This is a genomic window from Kitasatospora aureofaciens, assembly GCF_001188955.3.
GTDB classification, from domain to species: Bacteria; Actinomycetota; Actinomycetes; order Streptomycetales; family Streptomycetaceae; genus Kitasatospora; species Kitasatospora aureofaciens.
On sequence record NZ_JPRF03000019.1, the window covers coordinates 100261 to 115866 of the forward strand.

The following is a 15606-nucleotide window of genomic DNA, read 5'->3' on the forward strand; positions in this document are numbered from 1 at the left end:
CCCTTTCACTCCGGGGCCGAAATCGGGGCGGCCCGCCCCTCGTTCTTTTGTGTGGCAAAACCGGGCATCCCGTACCCCCGTGAGTGGGGGACGGGCCGTACGCGCTTCTTTCGAGTGGCCGCGCACTGTTAGAGTCCGTGGAGTTCCCTTGTAGGCTGCGCGTAGGCTCGCCTGTGCCGTCTGTACGGGAGCCCGAACCGCAAACTCCCCATTCCAGGACCGACCCTCCCGCCGACGACGCGCGGGAGGCGCAGGAGGCACCGTGCTCAGTGCGTTCGCGCGGGCGTTCCAGACGCCCGACCTGCGCAAGAAGCTGCTGTTCACGCTGGGCATCATGGTGCTGTTCCGGCTGGGCTCGCACATTCCGATTCCGGGCGTGAGCTTCACGGCCGTGAACGAGTGCGTGAAGGAGACCAAGAACAACGGCCTCTTCGGGCTCGTCAACCTGTTCAGCGGTGGCGCGCTACTCCAGCTGACGATCTTCGCCCTCGGCATCATGCCGTACATCACGGCGAGCATCATCCTCCAGCTCCTCACCGTCGTGATCCCGCGACTCGAGGCGCTGAAGAAGGAGGGCCAGGCCGGTACGGCGAAGATCACCCAGTACACCCGCTACCTGACCATCGCGCTCGCCGTGCTCCAGGGCACCGGCATCGTGGCGACGGCCTCCAGCGGTGCGCTGTTCTCGGGCTGCCCGCTGGCCAACCAGATCGTGCCGGACACCTCGGTGTTCCGGATCGCGGTCATGGTCGTCACGATGACGGCCGGCACCACGGTCATCATGTGGCTGGGCGAGCTGATCACCGACCGCGGCATCGGCAACGGCATGTCGCTGCTGATCTTCACCTCGATCGCCGCGCAGTTCCCGTCCTCGATGTGGGCCATCAAGCAGTCCGGCACCATCGGCGGCGGCTGGGTCGAGTTCCTGTCCGTGGTCGCGGTCGGCATCATCGTCGTGATGCTGGTCATCTTCGTCGAGCAGGCCCAGCGCCGGATCCCGGTCCAGTACGCGAAGCGGATGATCGGCCGCCGGGCGTTCGGCGGCACCTCCACCTACATCCCGCTCAAGGTGAACCAGGCCGGTGTCATCCCGGTCATCTTCGCCTCGTCGCTGCTGTACATCCCCGCCCTGGTGGTCCAGCTGACCAACAGCCAGGCCGGCTGGGCGGTGTGGATCAAGCAGAACTTCGTCAAGGGTGACCACCCGATCTACATGGCGACGTACTTCCTGCTGATCGTCTTCTTCGCCTTCTTCTACGTGGCCATCTCCTTCAACCCCGAAGAAGTTGCCGACAACATGAAGAAGTATGGTGGCTTCATCCCGGGCATCCGGGCCGGCCGGCCGACGGCCGAGTACCTGAACTACGTGCTGACCCGAATCACGTGGCCGGGTTCGCTCTACCTGGGCCTGATCGCGTTGATCCCGATGATCGCCCTGGTCGCCTTCGGACAGCAGACCAACTTCCCGTTCGGCGGCACCAGCGTGCTCATCGTCGTCGGCGTCGGACTCGAAACTGTGAAGCAGATCGAGAGCCAGCTCCAGCAGCGCAATTACGAAGGGTTCCTCCGCTGATGCGTATCGTCCTCGTTGGTCCTCCCGGGGCCGGGAAGGGTACTCAGGCGCACCTGCTCGCCAAGACCCTGTCCATCCCCCACATCTCCACCGGAGACCTGTTCCGCGCCAACATCGGCCAGGGCACCCCGCTGGGGCTCGAGGCCAAGAGCTACATGGACGCGGGTCGCCTGGTGCCGGATGAGGTCACCATCGGGATGGCCAAGGACCGCATGCTCCAGGCCGACGCCGCCAACGGCTTCCTGCTCGACGGCTTCCCCCGCAACCTGGGCCAGGCCAAGGCGCTCGACGAGTTCCTCGCCGAGCAGGGCATCGAGCTGGACGGCGTGCTGGACCTGGAGGTCCCCGAGGACGAGGTCGTCCGGCGGATCGCCGGCCGCCGCCTGTGCCGCAACGACGGGGGCCACGTCTTCCACGTGGACTACAACCCGCCGAAGGTCGAGGGCGTCTGCGACGAGTGCGGCGGCGAGCTGTACCAGCGCTCGGACGACACCGAGGAGAAGGTGCGCACCCGCCTGGAGGTCTACCACACGGAGACCGAGCCGATCATCGACTACTACGTCCAGCAGGGCCTGGTGGCGACCATCTCGGCCCTCGGCAAGGTGGACGAGGTCACCCAGCGCGCGATCGAGGCGCTGAAGCAGAACGGCTGAGGTCCCTCAGCGAGGTACGACGTACGGCCGGGGCGCCCGTGGAGCGGGCGGCCCGGCCGTTTCGGCGTCGTACGGTGGTAAGCAGTGGCAATCCGGACTTGGAAGGCGTGACCCTGATGGTGGAGATCAAGACCCCCGAGCAGATCGCGAAGATGCGAGCGGCCGGGCTGGTCGTCGCCGAGGCGCTGAAGGCCTGCCGCGCGGCGGTCGCTCCCGGGGTGACCACCCAGGAGCTCAACGACATCGCGGACAAGGTGATCACCGACCACGGCGCCACCTCGAACTTCCGCGCCCACCACGGCGGCCTGTGGTTCCCCGGGGTGATCTGCGCCTCGGTGAACAACGAGGTCGTGCACGGCATCCCGGGTGACCGGGTGCTGCAGGAGGGCGACCTCATCTCGATCGACTGCGGCGCCATCCTGGACGGCTGGCACGGCGACTCGGCGATCACCGTGGCGGTCGGCGAGGTCAGCCCGGAGGTCGAGATGCTGAGCCGGGTGACCGAGGGCTCGATGTGGGCCGGCATCGCCCAGATGAAGAAGAGCAACCGCCTGGTGGACGTCTCCAAGGCGATCGAGGGCTACATCCGCCGCCAGCCGCTGCCGCCCAAGGGCAAGTGGGGCATCACCGAGGGCTACGGCGGCCACGGCATCGGCACCGCGATGCACATGGAGCCGCACGTGCTGAACTACGTCGAGCGCGGCCGCGGCAAGGGCCCGAAGCTCGTCCCGGGCACCGTGCTGGCGATCGAGCCGATGGTCTCCCTGGGCACCCCGCACACCACCGTGCTGGACGACGACTGGACGGTCGTCACCAACGACGGCACCTGGGCCTCGCACTGGGAGCACTCGGTGGCCGTCACCGAGCAGGGCCCACTGGTGCTGACCGCCTTCGACGGCGGCCGGGCCGAACTCGCCAAGCTGGGCATCACCGCAGCTCCGGACCCGCTGGCCTAGTCGCCGAGGCGGCCAACTGCCGCTCATGACAAGGGATCAGAGCCCTGGAGGTTTGGACCTCCAGGGCTTTTGTCCTATTTTTGACGGCTGACGGGGCAGTCAATGGCTTACGAGCGAGCAGGAGAGAGCAACGTGCTCAAGGGATTCCGCGACTTCATGATGCGCGGCAACGTCGTCGACATGGCCGTGGGTGTGGTCATCGGCGCCGCGTTCACCGGGGTGGTCACCGGCTTCGTGTCCGCGTTCCTCACCCCGCTGGTCGGCGTGGTGGTCGGCGCGGCCGGCGACTTCAGCTCGTACAAGGCGACCGTCGCCGGGGTGACCTTCCCGTACGGCCAGTTCCTGAACGTGGTGATCGCGTTCGTCATGACGGCCGCGGTGCTGTACTTCTGCGTCGTGCTGCCCGTCACCAAGGCCACCGAGCGCTACCTGCCGAAGAAGCCGAAGACCCCGAAGCGCCCCTGCCCCGAGTGCCTGACCGAGATCCCGCAGGCCGCCCGCCGCTGCTCGGCCTGCACCGCCCACGTCGAGCCGCTGACCGTCACCACCGGGTTCTGAGCGTCCGGGTGTGACGACGGACTCCTTCCGGGGCCGCCGTTTTGGCCCGTGGGACGCGCTGGCGTAGGATGGACCGTCGGCTCACTCGTAGCGTGCTTCAGCACGCCCTCTTCCCCTCGGGGCTGGGGTGAACCCAGGTTCGCACGAGCGTTCCGCATACGGTAGCCGGTCCCGGAAGGTGGATCTCGCAGTTCATGGCTAAGAAGCAAGGCGCCATTGAGATCGAGGGCACCGTGATCGAGTCTCTTCCGAACGCGATGTTCAAGGTCGAGCTGCAGAACGGTCACAAGGTCCTCGCGCACATCAGTGGCAAGATGCGCATGCACTACATCCGCATCCTGCCGGACGACCGGGTGGTCGTGGAGCTCAGCCCCTACGACCTCACGCGCGGCCGGATCGTCTACCGCTACAAGTAAGAACGTCAGATCTAGACCCGGAGAACCTGAAACATGAAGGTCAAGCCGAGCGTCAAGAAGATCTGCGACAAGTGCAAGGTGATCCGCCGCCACGGCCGGGTCATGGTGATCTGCGACAACCTGCGCCACAAGCAGCGCCAGGGCTGATCTCTCCCCAGCATTTCTCGTAGTACTTCGCGCGACGCGAAAACGTCATAAGCGGGTCACCCGATCCGTCCCGAAGCGGGACGGACTGCCGCCCCCGGTCAGAGGCCGGGGCTCCATCGTCGAGAGGCGAAGGAGTAGGTGGCACGCCAGACCTCTGAAGAACCACAGGAGCCTTGAATGGCACGCCTCGCCGGCGTTGATCTCCCCCGTGAGAAGCGGATCGAGATCGCCCTCACCTACGTGTACGGCATCGGCCGTACCCGCGCCCAGCAGACCCTCGCCGAGACCGGCGTCAACCCGGATGTCCGCGTTCGCGACATCACCGAGGAAGACCTGGTCAAGCTGAGCCAGTACATCGACGCCAACTACACGGTCGAGGGTGACCTCCGCCGTGAGGTGGCCGCCGACATCCGCCGCAAGGTCGAGATCGGCTGCTACGAGGGTCTGCGTCACCGCCGGGGCCTGCCGGTCCGCGGCCAGCGCACCCACACCAACGCGCGTACCCGCAAGGGCCCGCGTCGCGCGATCGCCGGTAAGAAGAAGCCGGGCAAGAAGTAGTCCGTCCCGTAACCGGACATCCCTCCGGCCCGCGGGTCAGCGGACCGACCACCTCAGTAGGAGAACAGACTTATGCCCCCCAAGGGTCGTCAGGCTGCCGGCGCGAAGAAGATCCGCCGCAAGGAAAAGAAGAACGTCGCTCACGGCCACGCGCACATCAAGAGCACGTTCAACAACACCATCGTTTCGATCACCGACCCCGCGGGCAACGTGATCTCCTGGGCCTCCGCCGGCCACGTCGGCTTCAAGGGCTCGCGCAAGTCCACCCCGTTCGCCGCGCAGATGGCCGCCGAGGCCGCTGCCCGTCGCGCGCAGGAGCACGGCATGCGCAAGGTTGACGTCTTCGTGAAGGGTCCGGGCTCCGGCCGCGAGACCGCGATCCGTTCGCTCCAGGCCACCGGCCTGGAGGTCGGCTCGATCCAGGACGTCACCCCCACCCCGCACAACGGCTGCCGTCCGCCGAAGCGCCGCCGCGTCTGACGCAGCGCCTTCGGGCACGCGGGTCGCTTTAAACCTCGTACGGGCTCCTGTTCTTGCAGGAGCCCGTACGCTTGGTCCTGTCGGCATCAAATAGTGGGTGCCGAAGACAACTGGAGGAACCTCCCCATGCTTATCGCTCAGCGTCCCTCGCTGACCGAAGAGGTCGTCGACGAGTTCCGCTCGCGGTTCGTGATCGAGCCGCTGGAGCCGGGCTTCGGCTACACCCTCGGCAACTCCCTGCGCCGCACGCTCCTGTCGTCGATCCCGGGTGCCGCTGTCACCAGCATCCGCATCGACGGCGTCCTGCACGAGTTCACCACCGTGCCGGGCGTCAAGGAGGACGTGACCGACCTCATCCTCAACATCAAGCAGCTGGTCGTCTCCTCGGAGCACGACGAGCCGGTTGTGATGTACCTGCGCAAGCAGGGCCCGGGTGTCGTCACCGCCGCCGACATCGCCCCGCCGGCGGGTGTCGAGGTGCACAACCCCGAGCTGGTCCTCGCCACCCTCAACGGCAAGGGCAAGCTGGAGATGGAGCTGACCGTCGAGCGCGGTCGCGGCTACGTCTCCGCCGTCCAGAACAAGGCCTCCGGCCAGGAGATCGGCCGCATCCCGGTCGACTCGATCTACAGCCCCGTGCTGAAGGTCACCTACAAGGTCGAGGCCACCCGTGTCGAGCAGCGGACCGACTTCGACAAGCTGATCGTCGACGTCGAGACCAAGCCCGCCATGCGTCCGCGCGACGCCATGGCCTCGGCCGGCAAGACCCTGGTGGAGCTGTTCGGCCTCGCCCGCGAGCTGAACATCGACGCCGAGGGCATCGACATGGGCCCGTCCCCGACGGACGCCGCCCTGGCCGCCGACCTGGCGCTGCCGATCGAGGAGCTGGAGCTCACCGTCCGCTCCTACAACTGCCTCAAGCGCGAGGGCATCCACACCGTGGGTGAGCTCGTCGCCCGCTCCGAGGCCGACCTGCTCGACATCCGCAACTTCGGTGCGAAGTCGATCGACGAGGTCAAGGCGAAGCTGGCCGGCATGGGCCTGGCCCTCAAGGACAGCCCGCCCGGGTTCGACCCGACCGCCGCCGCCGACGCCTTCGGCGCCGACGACCTGGACGACGCGGGTTACGCGGAGACCGAGCAGTACTGAGAGACTTGACCGCGGGGGCGGTTCCCCGGAACCGCCTCCGTCGTCATGAAAGCCGTACGGGCACAGTGCCCGTACGCCCGCTGTGGTACCTGGTACGGCCGCAGTCGGAGATTCAAGGAGTAATTCCATGCCGCGTCCCACCAAGGGTGCCCGTCTGGGCGGTGGCCCGCACCACGAGCCGCTGCTGCTCGCCGGTCTGGCCCGTGAGCTGTTCCAGTACGGCCGCATCACCACCACCGAGGCCAAGGCCCGCCGCCTGCGCCCGCTGGCGGAGAAGCTGATCACCAAGGCGAAGAAGGGCGACATCCACAACCGTCGCCTGGTGCGCAAGACCATCACCGACGTCTCGGTGCTGCACACCCTCTTCACCGAGATCGCGCCGCGCTACGAGAACCGCCCGGGTGGCTACACCCGCATCACCAAGATCGGTCCCCGTCGTGGCGACAACGCCCCGATGGCCGTGATCGAGCTGGTCGAGGCGCTGACCGTCGCGCAGACCGCCGTCGGCGAGGCCGAGGCCGCCACCAAGCGTGCCGTCAAGGAGGCCGACGAGGCCGCCGCCGTCGACACCAAGGCCGACGAGGCCGAGGCCGCCGAGCAGGCCTGACACCTCTAGGTGTGTTGCGGGCCCGTTCTCCCAGCGATGGGGGAGCGGGCCCGTTCCTTGTTTTCCGAGGACCGGGAGAAGAGAAGCAGTGGTCAACGATTGCGCCGAGCAGCCGCCGGTGAAGGACGGCCCGGCCGACGGGTACGTCCGGGTCCGGCTCGACCTCGCCTACCAGGGCGCCGAGTTCTCCGGCTGGGCCCGCCAGAAGGGCGGCCGCAGGACCGTCCAGGAGGAGATCGAGACCGCGCTGCAGATCGTCACCCGCAGCCCGGAGCTGTTCCCGCTGACCGTGGCCGGCCGCACCGACGCCGGTGTCCACGCCCGCGGCCAGGTCGCCCACGTCGACCTGCCGGCCGAGCTGTGGGAGGCACACCGGGAGAAGCTGCTGCGCCGGCTCGCCGGGCGGCTGCCCGGGGACGTCCGGATCTACCGGGTCGGCGAGGCGCCGGCCGGGTTCGACGCCCGCTTCTCGGCGATCTGGCGCCGGTACGCCTACCGGGTCGCCGACCATCCCGGCGGGGTCGACCCGCTGCTGCGCGGGCACGTGCTCTGGCACGACCGGCCGCTGGACGTGGAGAAGATGAACGCCGCCGCGAAGCTGCTGCTGGGCGAGCACGACTTCGCCGCGTACTGCAAGAAGCGCGAGGGCGCCACCACCATCCGCACCCTGCTGGAACTGCACTGGGACCGCGTCCCGGTGGACACCTACGCGAGCCAGGAGGGAAGCCTCGCGGTGGCCACCGTCCGGGCCGACGCCTTCTGCCACAACATGGTCCGGGCGCTGGTCGGGGCGATGCTGCTGGTCGGTGACGGGCACCGGCCGGTGGAGTTCCCCGGCGAGGTGCTGGCCGGCGGGGTCCGCAACTCGGCCGTCAACGTGATCCGGCCGTACGGGCTCACCCTGGAGGAGGTCGGCTACCCGCCGGACGACCAGTTCGCGGAGCGGAACCGTCAGGCCCGGAGGATGCGCACCCTGCCCGGTCAGCCGGCCGCCTCGTAATCCGTTTTGGCCCGGGGCGTCCGCTTGGGACAATCCTTCCCATGGGACACGTCGAGATTTCGCACCTGGAGTACTACCTGCCGGACGGGCGGGTGCTGTTCGACGACGCGTCCTTCCGGGTCGGCGAGGGCGCCGCGGTCGCCCTGGTCGGCGCCAACGGGGCGGGCAAGACCACCCTGCTGCGCATGATCGCGGGCGACATCCAGCCGCACGGCGGCTCGGTGACGATCAGCGGCGGGCTCGGCGTGATGCGCCAGTTCGTCGGCACCACCGGCCGCGAGGACCGGTCCGACACCCCGGGCGCGCTGCCGGCCGACGCCTCGGTGCGCGACCTGCTGGTCTCGGTCGCCCCCGCGCGGATCGCCAAGGCGGCCCGCGCGGTGGACGCCGCCGAGCTGGCGATGATCGCCCAGGACGACGAGAAGACGCAGATGGCCTACGCCCAGGCGCTCTCCGACTGGGCGGACGTCGGCGGCTACGACTACGAGACCGACTGGGACGTCTGCACCACGGCCGCCCTGGGCGTGCCCTTCGACAAGGCCCAGTGGCGCGGTCTGAACACCCTCTCCGGCGGCGAGCAGAAGCGGCTGGTGCTGGAGGCGCTGCTGCGCGGCCCCGAGGAGGTGCTGCTGCTCGACGAGCCGGACAACTACCTGGACGTCCCGGCCAAGCGCTGGCTGGAAGAGGCCATCAAGGCCACCTCGAAGACCGTCCTGTTCATCTCGCACGACCGCGAGCTGCTCTCCCGCACAGCCGACAAGATCATCAGCGTCGAGTCCGGCGCCGCCGGCAGCAGCGTCTGGGTGCACGGCGGCGGCTTCGACACCTTCCACGAGGCCCGCAAGGCCCGCTTCGAGCGCTTCGAGGAGCTGCGCCGCCGCTGGGACGAGGAGCACGCCAAGCTCAAGAAGCTGGTCGTCACCCTGCGCCAGGCCGCCGCCGTCAGCCACGAGATGGCCTCGCGCTACGCGGCCGCCCAGACCAGGCTGAAGAAGTTCGAGGACGCCGGCCCGCCGGAGGCGCCGCCGCGCGAGCAGAACATCACCATGCGGCTCAAGGGCGGGCGCACCGGCGTGCGCGCCTTCACCATGGAGCGGCTGGAGCTCACCGGCCTGATGCAGCCCTTCGACCTGGAGGTCTTCTACGGCGAGCGGGTCGCGGTGCTGGGCGCCAACGGCGCCGGCAAGTCGCACCTGCTGCGGCTGCTGGCCGGTGACACCACGGTCGAGCACACCGGCGACTGGAAGCTCGGCGCCCGGGTCGTCCCCGGCCACTTCCGGCAGACCCACGCCCACCCGGAGCTGTTCGGCCGCACCGTCCGGTCGATCATCGAGGAGGAGCACGCGCTCAGCCGCGGCGCCGCGATGGGCGCGCTGCGCCGGTACGAGCTGGACCGCCAGGAGGAGCAGAAGTTCGAGTCGCTGTCCGGTGGGCAGCAGGCCCGGCTGATGATCCTCAAGCTCGAACTCGACGGTGTGACGGCCCTGTTGCTCGACGAGCCGACCGACAACCTGGACCTGGAGAGCGCCGAGGCGCTGCAGGCCGGGCTGGAGGCCTTCGACGGCACGGTGCTGTGCGTCACCCACGACCGCTGGTTCGCCAAGACCTTCGACCGCTTCCTGGTGTTCGGTGCGGACGGGCGGGTCTTCGAGTCGCCCGAACCGGTCTGGGACGTCACCCGGGTGGAGCGCGAACGCTGAGTGACCGGAGGGCGGGCGCCGGGCGATTTTTGACCGCTTCCCGCCCGCCCGGTAACCTGGACGCTTGATGTGCGTATTGGCTCGCTCTATCTCACGTGAGAGGTCGGTACGCCGGAGACATCAGGTCGACGACCAGCGGTCCCCCTTGAATTGCGTCCAAGGTTGGCCAGGCTGCTCTTCCGTCCGGGTGCTCCTGTCAGGACTCACTCACTGAAAAGCGAAGGCTACGACCGTGCGTACGTACAGCCCCAAGCCCGGCGACGTCCAGCGTCAGTGGCACGTCATCGACGCGACCGACGTCGTGCTCGGCCGCCTGGCTTCCCAGGCCGCCAACCTCCTCCGGGGCAAGCACAAGGCGATCTACGCGCCGCACGTTGACACTGGTGACTTCGTCATCATCATCAACGCCGACAAGGTGCACCTGTCCGGTAACAAGAAGACCCAGAAGCTGGCCTACCGCCACTCGGGCTTCCCGGGCGGTCTCCGTTCGGTGCGCTACGACGACCTGCTGGCGAACAACCCGGAGAAGGCCGTCGAGAAGGCCATCAAGGGCATGATCCCCAAGAACAGCCTGGGCCGTCAGATGCTCTCGAAGCTCAAGGTCTACTCGGGCGACCAGCACCCCCACGCTGCCCAGCAGCCGGTGCCGTTCGAGATCACCCAGGTCGCGCAGTAATTCGGCCACCAAGCCCCCCAACACTGAAAAGAGCTGAGGAACACCGTGGCCGAGACCACTGAAACCCTTGAGGTCGACTTCGACGAGGCCGTTGAGGCCGTCGAGGGCGAGTACACCTCCGAGGAGAGCTACACCTCCGAGTCGCTGGCCGGCCGCTTCGGCGAGGCCACCCCGGGCGCCGGCCTCGGCCGTCGCAAGGAGGCGATCGCCCGCGTGCGCATCGTCCCCGGCACCGGCCAGTGGAAGATCAACGGTCGCACCCTCGAGGACTACTTCCCGAACAAGGTGCACCAGCAGACCGTGAACGAGCCCTTCAAGCTCCTCGAGCTGGACGGCCGTTACGACATCGTCGCCCGCATCAGCGGCGGCGGCGTCTCCGGCCAGGCCTACGCGCTGCGCCTCGGCGTGGCCCGTGCCCTGAACGAGGCCGACGTGGACAACAACCGCGGCGCCCTCAAGAAGGCCGGCTTCCTGACCCGTGACGCCCGCGCCGTCGAGCGCAAGAAGGCCGGTCTGAAGAAGGCCCGCAAGGCGCCGCAGTACAGCAAGCGCTAATCGCGTCCCCGGGGGTGCGGTCCGCCCTGGCGGCGCACCCCCTGGTTGCGCAAACCGTCGCCCCGGAGTACCTCGTGTACTCCGGGGCGACGTGTTCCCCGGCTAACGTGCGGCGGCCGGGATCATCGGTGGGTTCCGAGCATGGTGATGGAGGACGGGACAGTGGGACGACTCTTCGGTACGGACGGCGTACGCGGTGTGGCCAACGAGGGCCTGACGGCGGAGCTGGCGCTCGGCCTGTCGGTGGCGGCCTCCCACGTGCTCGGCGAGGCCGGCGCCTTCGACGGGCACCGGCCGGTCGCGGTGGTCGGCCGTGACCCCCGTGCCTCGGGCGAGTTCCTGGAGGCCGCGGTCATCGCCGGCCTGGCGAGCTCCGGCGTCGACGTGCTGCGGGTCGGCGTCCTGCCCACCCCCGCCGTCGCCTACCTCACCGGCGCGCTCGGCGCCGACTTCGGCGTGATGCTGTCCGCCAGCCACAACGCCATGCCGGACAACGGCATCAAGTTCCTCGCCCGCGGCGGCCACAAGCTGGACGACCGGATCGAGGACGCCATCGAGACCCACTACCGCAAGCACACCGTCGGCGGCGAGGACTGGAACCGCCCGACCGGCGCGGCCGTCGGCCGGGTGCGTGAGTACACCGAGGGCTTCGACAAGTACGTCGCCCACCTGATCGGCGTGCTGCCCAACCGCCTGGACGGCATCAAGGCCGTCATCGACGGCGCCCACGGCGCCGCCGCCTACGTCGCCCCCGAGGCCTTCGCCCGGGCCGGCGCCGAGGTCGTGCACACCCTGGGCGCCGAGCCCACCGGGCTCAACATCAACGACGGTGTCGGCTCCACCCACCTCGACCGGCTGCGCGCCGCGATGAAGGAGCACCGGGCCGACCTCGGCATCGCCCTGGACGGCGACGCCGACCGCTGCCTGGCCGCCGACGCCGAGGGCAACGAGGTGGACGGCGACCAGATCATCGCCATCCTCGCCGTCGCCATGAAGGAGGCCGGCACCCTGCGCCGCAACACCGCGGTGGCCACCGTGATGTCCAACCTCGGCTTCAAGCTGGCGATGGAGCGCGAGGGCATCGACCTGGTGGAGACCGCCGTCGGCGACCGCTACGTCCTGGAGGCGATGAAGGAGCACGGCTTCGCGCTCGGCGGCGAGCAGTCCGGCCACGTCATCCTGCTGGACCACGCCACCACCGGCGACGGCACCCTGACCGGCCTGATGCTGGGCGCCCGACTGGCCGCCACCAAGCAGCCGCTGGCCGACCTGGCCGCCGTGATGACCCGTCTGCCGCAGGTGCTGATCAACGTCAAGGGCGTGGACAAGAGCCGGGTGCGGACCAGCACCGAGCTGGCCGCCGCCGTCGCCGCGGCCGAGACCGAGCTGGGCGCCACCGGCCGGGTGCTGCTGCGCTCCTCCGGCACCGAGCCGCTGGTCCGCGTCATGGTGGAGGCCGCCGACCCGGCGCAGGCCGAGACGGTCGCCCAGCGCCTGGCCGAGGCGGTGCGCACCCACCTGGGCTGAGCCCCTGACACGCCGAAGGGCCCCCGCGCGTGGCGGGGGCCCTTTTCGTCGTGCCCCGGGGGTGCCTCAGAGCTTGCGCAGCAGCGCCCGGCGGACCTTGTGGTCCGCGCCCTTCTGCAGGATCAGGGTGGCCCGGCCGCGGGTGGGCAGCACGTTCTCCAGCAGGTTGGGCTTGTTGATGGTGCGCCAGACCTGGCGGCCGTACTCCATCGCCTCCTCCTCCGGGACCTCGGTGAAGCGGCGGAAGTAGGAGTTCGGGTCCTGGAAGGCGGTCTGCCGCAGCTTGCGGAAGCGGTCCAGGTACCAGTGCTCGATGTCGTCGGTGCGGGCGTCGACGTAGATCGAGAAGTCGAAGTAGTCGGCCACCGCGAGCCGGGTGCGGCCGTCGGTGCCCGGCAGGGCCGGCTGCAGCACGTTCAGGCCCTCGACGATCAGGATGTCCGGGCGCTCCACGGTCAGCCGCTCGTCGGGCACGATGTCGTACACCAGGTGCGAGTACACCGGCGCGGTGACCCGCTCCTTGCCCGCCTTCACGTCCGCGACGAAGCGCATCAGCGCCCGGCGGTCGTACGACTCCGGGAAGCCCTTGCGGGCCATCAGGCCGCGGCGGCGCAGCTCGGCGTTGGGCAGCAGGAAGCCGTCGGTGGTGACCAGTTCGACCCGGGGGTGCTCGGGCCAGCGGGCGAGCAGGGCCTGGAGCAGCCGGGCGGTGGTGGACTTGCCGACGGCGACCGAGCCGGCCACGCCGATGATGAACGGGGTACGGGTGCGTTCGGTGTCCGGGGTGTCCAGGAACGTGCCCAGCGCGCCGCGCAGGTCGTGCGTGGCGTGGATGTACAGGTTCAGCAACCGGGACAGGGGCAGGTAGACGTCGCGGACCTCGTCCAGGTCGAGGGCTGTGCCGAGACCACGCAGCTGCTCCACCTCCTGGGCGGTCAGCGGCAGCGGCGTACGCTCGCGCAGCGCGCTCCACTCGGCCCGGCTCAGGTCCACGTAGGGGGACGGGGACGGACCGGGCGTGGCGGCGCCCCGCGTACAGAGTTCGGTCAGCACATGCTCCATTGTGAGCCGTAGCGGTGTTCACCGTGGTTGTGGTGTCGGTCACGCAGCGTTGGCGCGGGACGGGAAAACGCCCACAGAACCGCCCTTATGCTGGCACGCATGTGCGGAATTGTTGGATACGTGGGCGCGCAGTCCGCCCTCGACGTAGTAATCGCGGGCCTGCAGCGACTGGAGTACCGGGGCTACGACTCGGCCGGTGTCGCGGTGCAGGCGCAGGACTCCCAGGGGCAGTGGGGTCTCGTCACGGACAAGCGGGCCGGAAAGCTCGCCAACCTGGAGAAGTCGCTCGCCGAGTCGCCCCTGCCCGGCGGCACCACCGGCATCGGCCACACCCGTTGGGCCACCCACGGCGGCCCGACGGACGCCAACGCCCACCCCCACCTGGACGACGACAACCGGGTCGCCGTCGTCCACAACGGCATCATCGAGAACTTCGCCCAGCTGCGCGCCGAGATCGCGGAGCGCGGCCACACCCTCCGGTCCGAGACCGACACCGAGGTCGTCGCCCACCTGCTGGGCGAGGCCTACCAGGGCGACCTCGCCGAGGCGATGCGGGCGGTCTGCCGCCGCCTGGACGGCGCCTTCACCCTCGTCGCCGTCCACGCGGACGCGCCCGGCGTGGTCGTCGGCGCCCGCCGCAACTCGCCGCTGGTGGTCGGCCGCGGCGAGGGCGAGAACTTCCTCGCCTCCGACGTCGCCGCCTTCATCGCGCACACCCGCGAGGCGGTCGAGCTGGGCCAGGACCAGGTCGTCGAGCTGCGCCGGGACGGCGTGACCGTCACCAACTTCGACGGCACCCCGGCCGAGGTGCGCGAGTACCACGTCGACTGGGACGCCTCCGCCGCCGAGAAGGGCGGCTACGACTACTTCATGCTCAAGGAGATCGCCGAGCAGCCGAAGGCCGTCGCCGACACCCTGCTCGGCCGGATCGGCACCGACGGGCGGCTCACCCTCGACGAGCTGCGCATCTCGGACGCGGACCTGCGCTCGGTCGACAAGGTCGTCATCGTCGCCTGCGGCACCGCGTTCCACGCCGGCATGATCGCCAAGTACGCGATCGAGCACTGGACCCGCATCCCCTGCGAGGTCGAGGTCGCCTCGGAGTTCCGCTACCGTGACCCGATCATGGGCCCGGGCACGCTGGTCATCGCCATCTCGCAGTCCGGCGAGACCATGGACACCCTGATGGCTCTGCGGCACGCCCGTGAGCAGGGCGCCAAGGTGCTGGCGATCTGCAACACCAACGGCTCCACCATCCCGCGCGAGTCGGACGCGGTGCTGTACACCCACGCCGGGCCGGAGGTCGCGGTCGCGTCCACCAAGGCGTTCCTGACCCAGCTGGTCGCCTGCTACCTGGTCGCCCTCTACCTGGGCCAGGTGCGCGGCACCAAGTGGGGCGACGAGATCTTCACCATCATCCGCGAGCTCGGCGACGCGCCGAAGCAGGTCGAGCAGGTGCTGGAGACCATGGAGCCGGTGCGCGAGCTGGCCCGCTCGCTCGCCGACGCCCGCTCGGTGCTGTTCCTCGGCCGCCACGTCGGCTTCCCGGTGGCCCTGGAGGGCGCGCTCAAGCTCAAGGAGCTCGCCTACATGCACGCCGAGGGCTTCGCGGCGGGCGAGCTCAAGCACGGCCCGATCGCGCTGATCGAGGAGGGGCTGCCGGTCGTGGTGGTCGTGCCCTCGCCGCGCGGGCGGTCCATCCTGCACGACAAGATCGTCTCCAACATCCAGGAGATCCGGGCCCGCGGCGCCCGCACCATCGTGATCGCGGAGGAGGGCGACGAGGCGGTCGTGCCGTACGCGGACCACCTGATCCGCATCCCGGTCACCCCGACCCTGCTCCAGCCGCTGGTCTCCACCGTTCCGCTCCAGGTCTTCGCCTGCGAGCTGGCCACGGCCAAGGGCCACGAGGTCGACCAGCCGCGCAACCTGGCGAAGTCGGTCACCGTCGAGTAGTCGCCCGGCCTCTCACGGCGCCCCTGCGGTGGC

Annotated in this window: 17 protein-coding genes; 16 read left to right on the top strand and 1 reads right to left on the bottom strand. The window is 69.4% G+C overall.

Translation table 11 applies throughout. The features are described 5' to 3' along the window. The first annotated feature begins 262 nt into the window (after positions 1 to 262). The 15 genes from secY (at position 263) to glmM (ending at position 12555) form a co-directional block, all read left to right on the top strand. Positions 263 to 1573, top strand: coding sequence for a preprotein translocase subunit SecY (secY, locus tag HS99_RS11835; RefSeq protein WP_030280792.1), 1311 nt, complete (start codon positions 263 to 265; stop codon positions 1571 to 1573). Further along, positions 1573 to 2226 carry an adenylate kinase gene (locus tag HS99_RS11840; protein WP_030280796.1) on the top strand — a complete coding sequence of 218 codons (654 nt, stop codon included), beginning with the start codon at positions 1573 to 1575 and terminating at the stop codon, positions 2224 to 2226. The genes secY and HS99_RS11840 overlap by 1 nt, the downstream gene beginning before the upstream one ends. A gap of 116 nt (positions 2227 to 2342) precedes the next feature. After that, positions 2343 to 3182 (top strand): type I methionyl aminopeptidase, encoded by an 840-nt coding sequence (map, locus tag HS99_RS11845; RefSeq protein ID WP_030280803.1) that lies wholly within the window; start codon positions 2343 to 2345, stop codon positions 3180 to 3182. A gap of 132 nt (positions 3183 to 3314) precedes the next feature. Next, positions 3315 to 3740, top strand: a complete 426-nt coding sequence (gene mscL / locus HS99_RS11850; RefSeq protein WP_030280806.1) for a large conductance mechanosensitive channel protein MscL — start codon at positions 3315 to 3317, stop codon at positions 3738 to 3740. 194 nt (positions 3741 to 3934) lie between these two features. After that, positions 3935 to 4156, top strand: a complete 222-nt coding sequence (gene infA, locus HS99_RS11855; protein WP_003956442.1) for a translation initiation factor IF-1 — start codon at positions 3935 to 3937, stop codon at positions 4154 to 4156. Positions 4157 to 4189: 33 nt separating this feature from the next. Then, on the top strand, positions 4190 to 4303 hold the full coding sequence (gene rpmJ, locus HS99_RS11860; protein ID WP_003956441.1) for a 50S ribosomal protein L36: 114 nt from the start codon (positions 4190 to 4192) through the stop codon (positions 4301 to 4303). 177 nt (positions 4304 to 4480) lie between these two features. Beyond that, entirely contained in the window at positions 4481 to 4861 is a 381-nt protein-coding gene (gene rpsM / locus HS99_RS11865) for a 30S ribosomal protein S13 (RefSeq protein ID WP_030259703.1), read from the top strand. Between the two features lie 72 nt (positions 4862 to 4933). Then, positions 4934 to 5341, top strand: a complete 408-nt coding sequence (gene rpsK, locus HS99_RS11870; protein ID WP_030232513.1) for a 30S ribosomal protein S11 — start codon at positions 4934 to 4936, stop codon at positions 5339 to 5341. Between the two features lie 126 nt (positions 5342 to 5467). Continuing rightward, a complete protein-coding gene (locus tag HS99_RS11875) occupies positions 5468 to 6490 on the top strand; it encodes a DNA-directed RNA polymerase subunit alpha (RefSeq protein WP_030055844.1) in 1023 nt (340 codons plus the stop codon). 127 nt (positions 6491 to 6617) lie between these two features. Beyond that, positions 6618 to 7097, top strand: coding sequence for a 50S ribosomal protein L17 (gene rplQ / locus HS99_RS11880; protein WP_030280807.1), 480 nt, complete (start codon positions 6618 to 6620; stop codon positions 7095 to 7097). Positions 7098 to 7185: 88 nt separating this feature from the next. Next, complete coding sequence (gene truA, locus HS99_RS11885) at positions 7186 to 8097, top strand: tRNA pseudouridine(38-40) synthase TruA (RefSeq protein WP_046385839.1); 912 nt, start codon at positions 7186 to 7188, stop codon at positions 8095 to 8097. A 41-nt stretch (positions 8098 to 8138) separates the two neighbouring features. After that, positions 8139 to 9797, top strand: a complete 1659-nt coding sequence (locus HS99_RS11890; RefSeq protein WP_030553947.1) for an ABC-F family ATP-binding cassette domain-containing protein — start codon at positions 8139 to 8141, stop codon at positions 9795 to 9797. Positions 9798 to 10029: 232 nt separating this feature from the next. Next, complete coding sequence (gene rplM, locus HS99_RS11895; protein WP_030055846.1) at positions 10030 to 10473, top strand: 50S ribosomal protein L13; 444 nt, start codon at positions 10030 to 10032, stop codon at positions 10471 to 10473. A 45-nt stretch (positions 10474 to 10518) separates the two neighbouring features. After that, entirely contained in the window at positions 10519 to 11028 is a 510-nt protein-coding gene (rpsI, locus tag HS99_RS11900) for a 30S ribosomal protein S9 (RefSeq protein ID WP_030280813.1), read from the top strand. A gap of 162 nt (positions 11029 to 11190) precedes the next feature. Then, positions 11191 to 12555 (top strand): phosphoglucosamine mutase, encoded by a 1365-nt coding sequence (gene glmM / locus HS99_RS11905; RefSeq protein ID WP_030553944.1) that lies wholly within the window; start codon positions 11191 to 11193, stop codon positions 12553 to 12555. Between the two features lie 66 nt (positions 12556 to 12621). On the opposite strand, the gene coaA is transcribed toward glmM, so the two are convergent. After that, positions 12622 to 13617, bottom strand: coding sequence for a type I pantothenate kinase (gene coaA / locus HS99_RS11910; protein WP_030280818.1), 996 nt, complete (start codon positions 13615 to 13617; stop codon positions 12622 to 12624). A 99-nt stretch (positions 13618 to 13716) separates the two neighbouring features. On the opposite strand from coaA, the gene glmS reads away from it, so the two are divergent. After that, positions 13717 to 15573, top strand: a complete 1857-nt coding sequence (gene glmS, locus HS99_RS11915) for a glutamine--fructose-6-phosphate transaminase (isomerizing) (protein ID WP_072656365.1) — start codon at positions 13717 to 13719, stop codon at positions 15571 to 15573. Positions 15574 to 15606: the final 33 nt, after the last annotated feature.

Coding starts and splice junctions, on each gene's coding strand:
- HS99_RS11840 (WP_030280796.1), top strand. CDS start 1,573: ATGCGTATCGTCCTCGTTGGTCCTCCCGGGGCCGGGAAGGGTACTCAG.
- map (WP_030280803.1), top strand. CDS start 2,343: ATGGTGGAGATCAAGACCCCCGAGCAGATCGCGAAGATGCGAGCGGCC.
- infA (WP_003956442.1), top strand. CDS start 3,935: ATGGCTAAGAAGCAAGGCGCCATTGAGATCGAGGGCACCGTGATCGAG.
- rpmJ (WP_003956441.1), top strand. CDS start 4,190: ATGAAGGTCAAGCCGAGCGTCAAGAAGATCTGCGACAAGTGCAAGGTG.
- rpsM (WP_030259703.1), top strand. CDS start 4,481: ATGGCACGCCTCGCCGGCGTTGATCTCCCCCGTGAGAAGCGGATCGAG.
- rpsK (WP_030232513.1), top strand. CDS start 4,934: ATGCCCCCCAAGGGTCGTCAGGCTGCCGGCGCGAAGAAGATCCGCCGC.
- HS99_RS11875 (WP_030055844.1), top strand. CDS start 5,468: ATGCTTATCGCTCAGCGTCCCTCGCTGACCGAAGAGGTCGTCGACGAG.
- rplQ (WP_030280807.1), top strand. CDS start 6,618: ATGCCGCGTCCCACCAAGGGTGCCCGTCTGGGCGGTGGCCCGCACCAC.
- HS99_RS11890 (WP_030553947.1), top strand. CDS start 8,139: ATGGGACACGTCGAGATTTCGCACCTGGAGTACTACCTGCCGGACGGG.
- coaA (WP_030280818.1), bottom strand. CDS start 13,617: ATGGAGCATGTGCTGACCGAACTCTGTACGCGGGGCGCCGCCACGCCC.
- glmS (WP_072656365.1), top strand. CDS start 13,717: ATGTGCGGAATTGTTGGATACGTGGGCGCGCAGTCCGCCCTCGACGTA.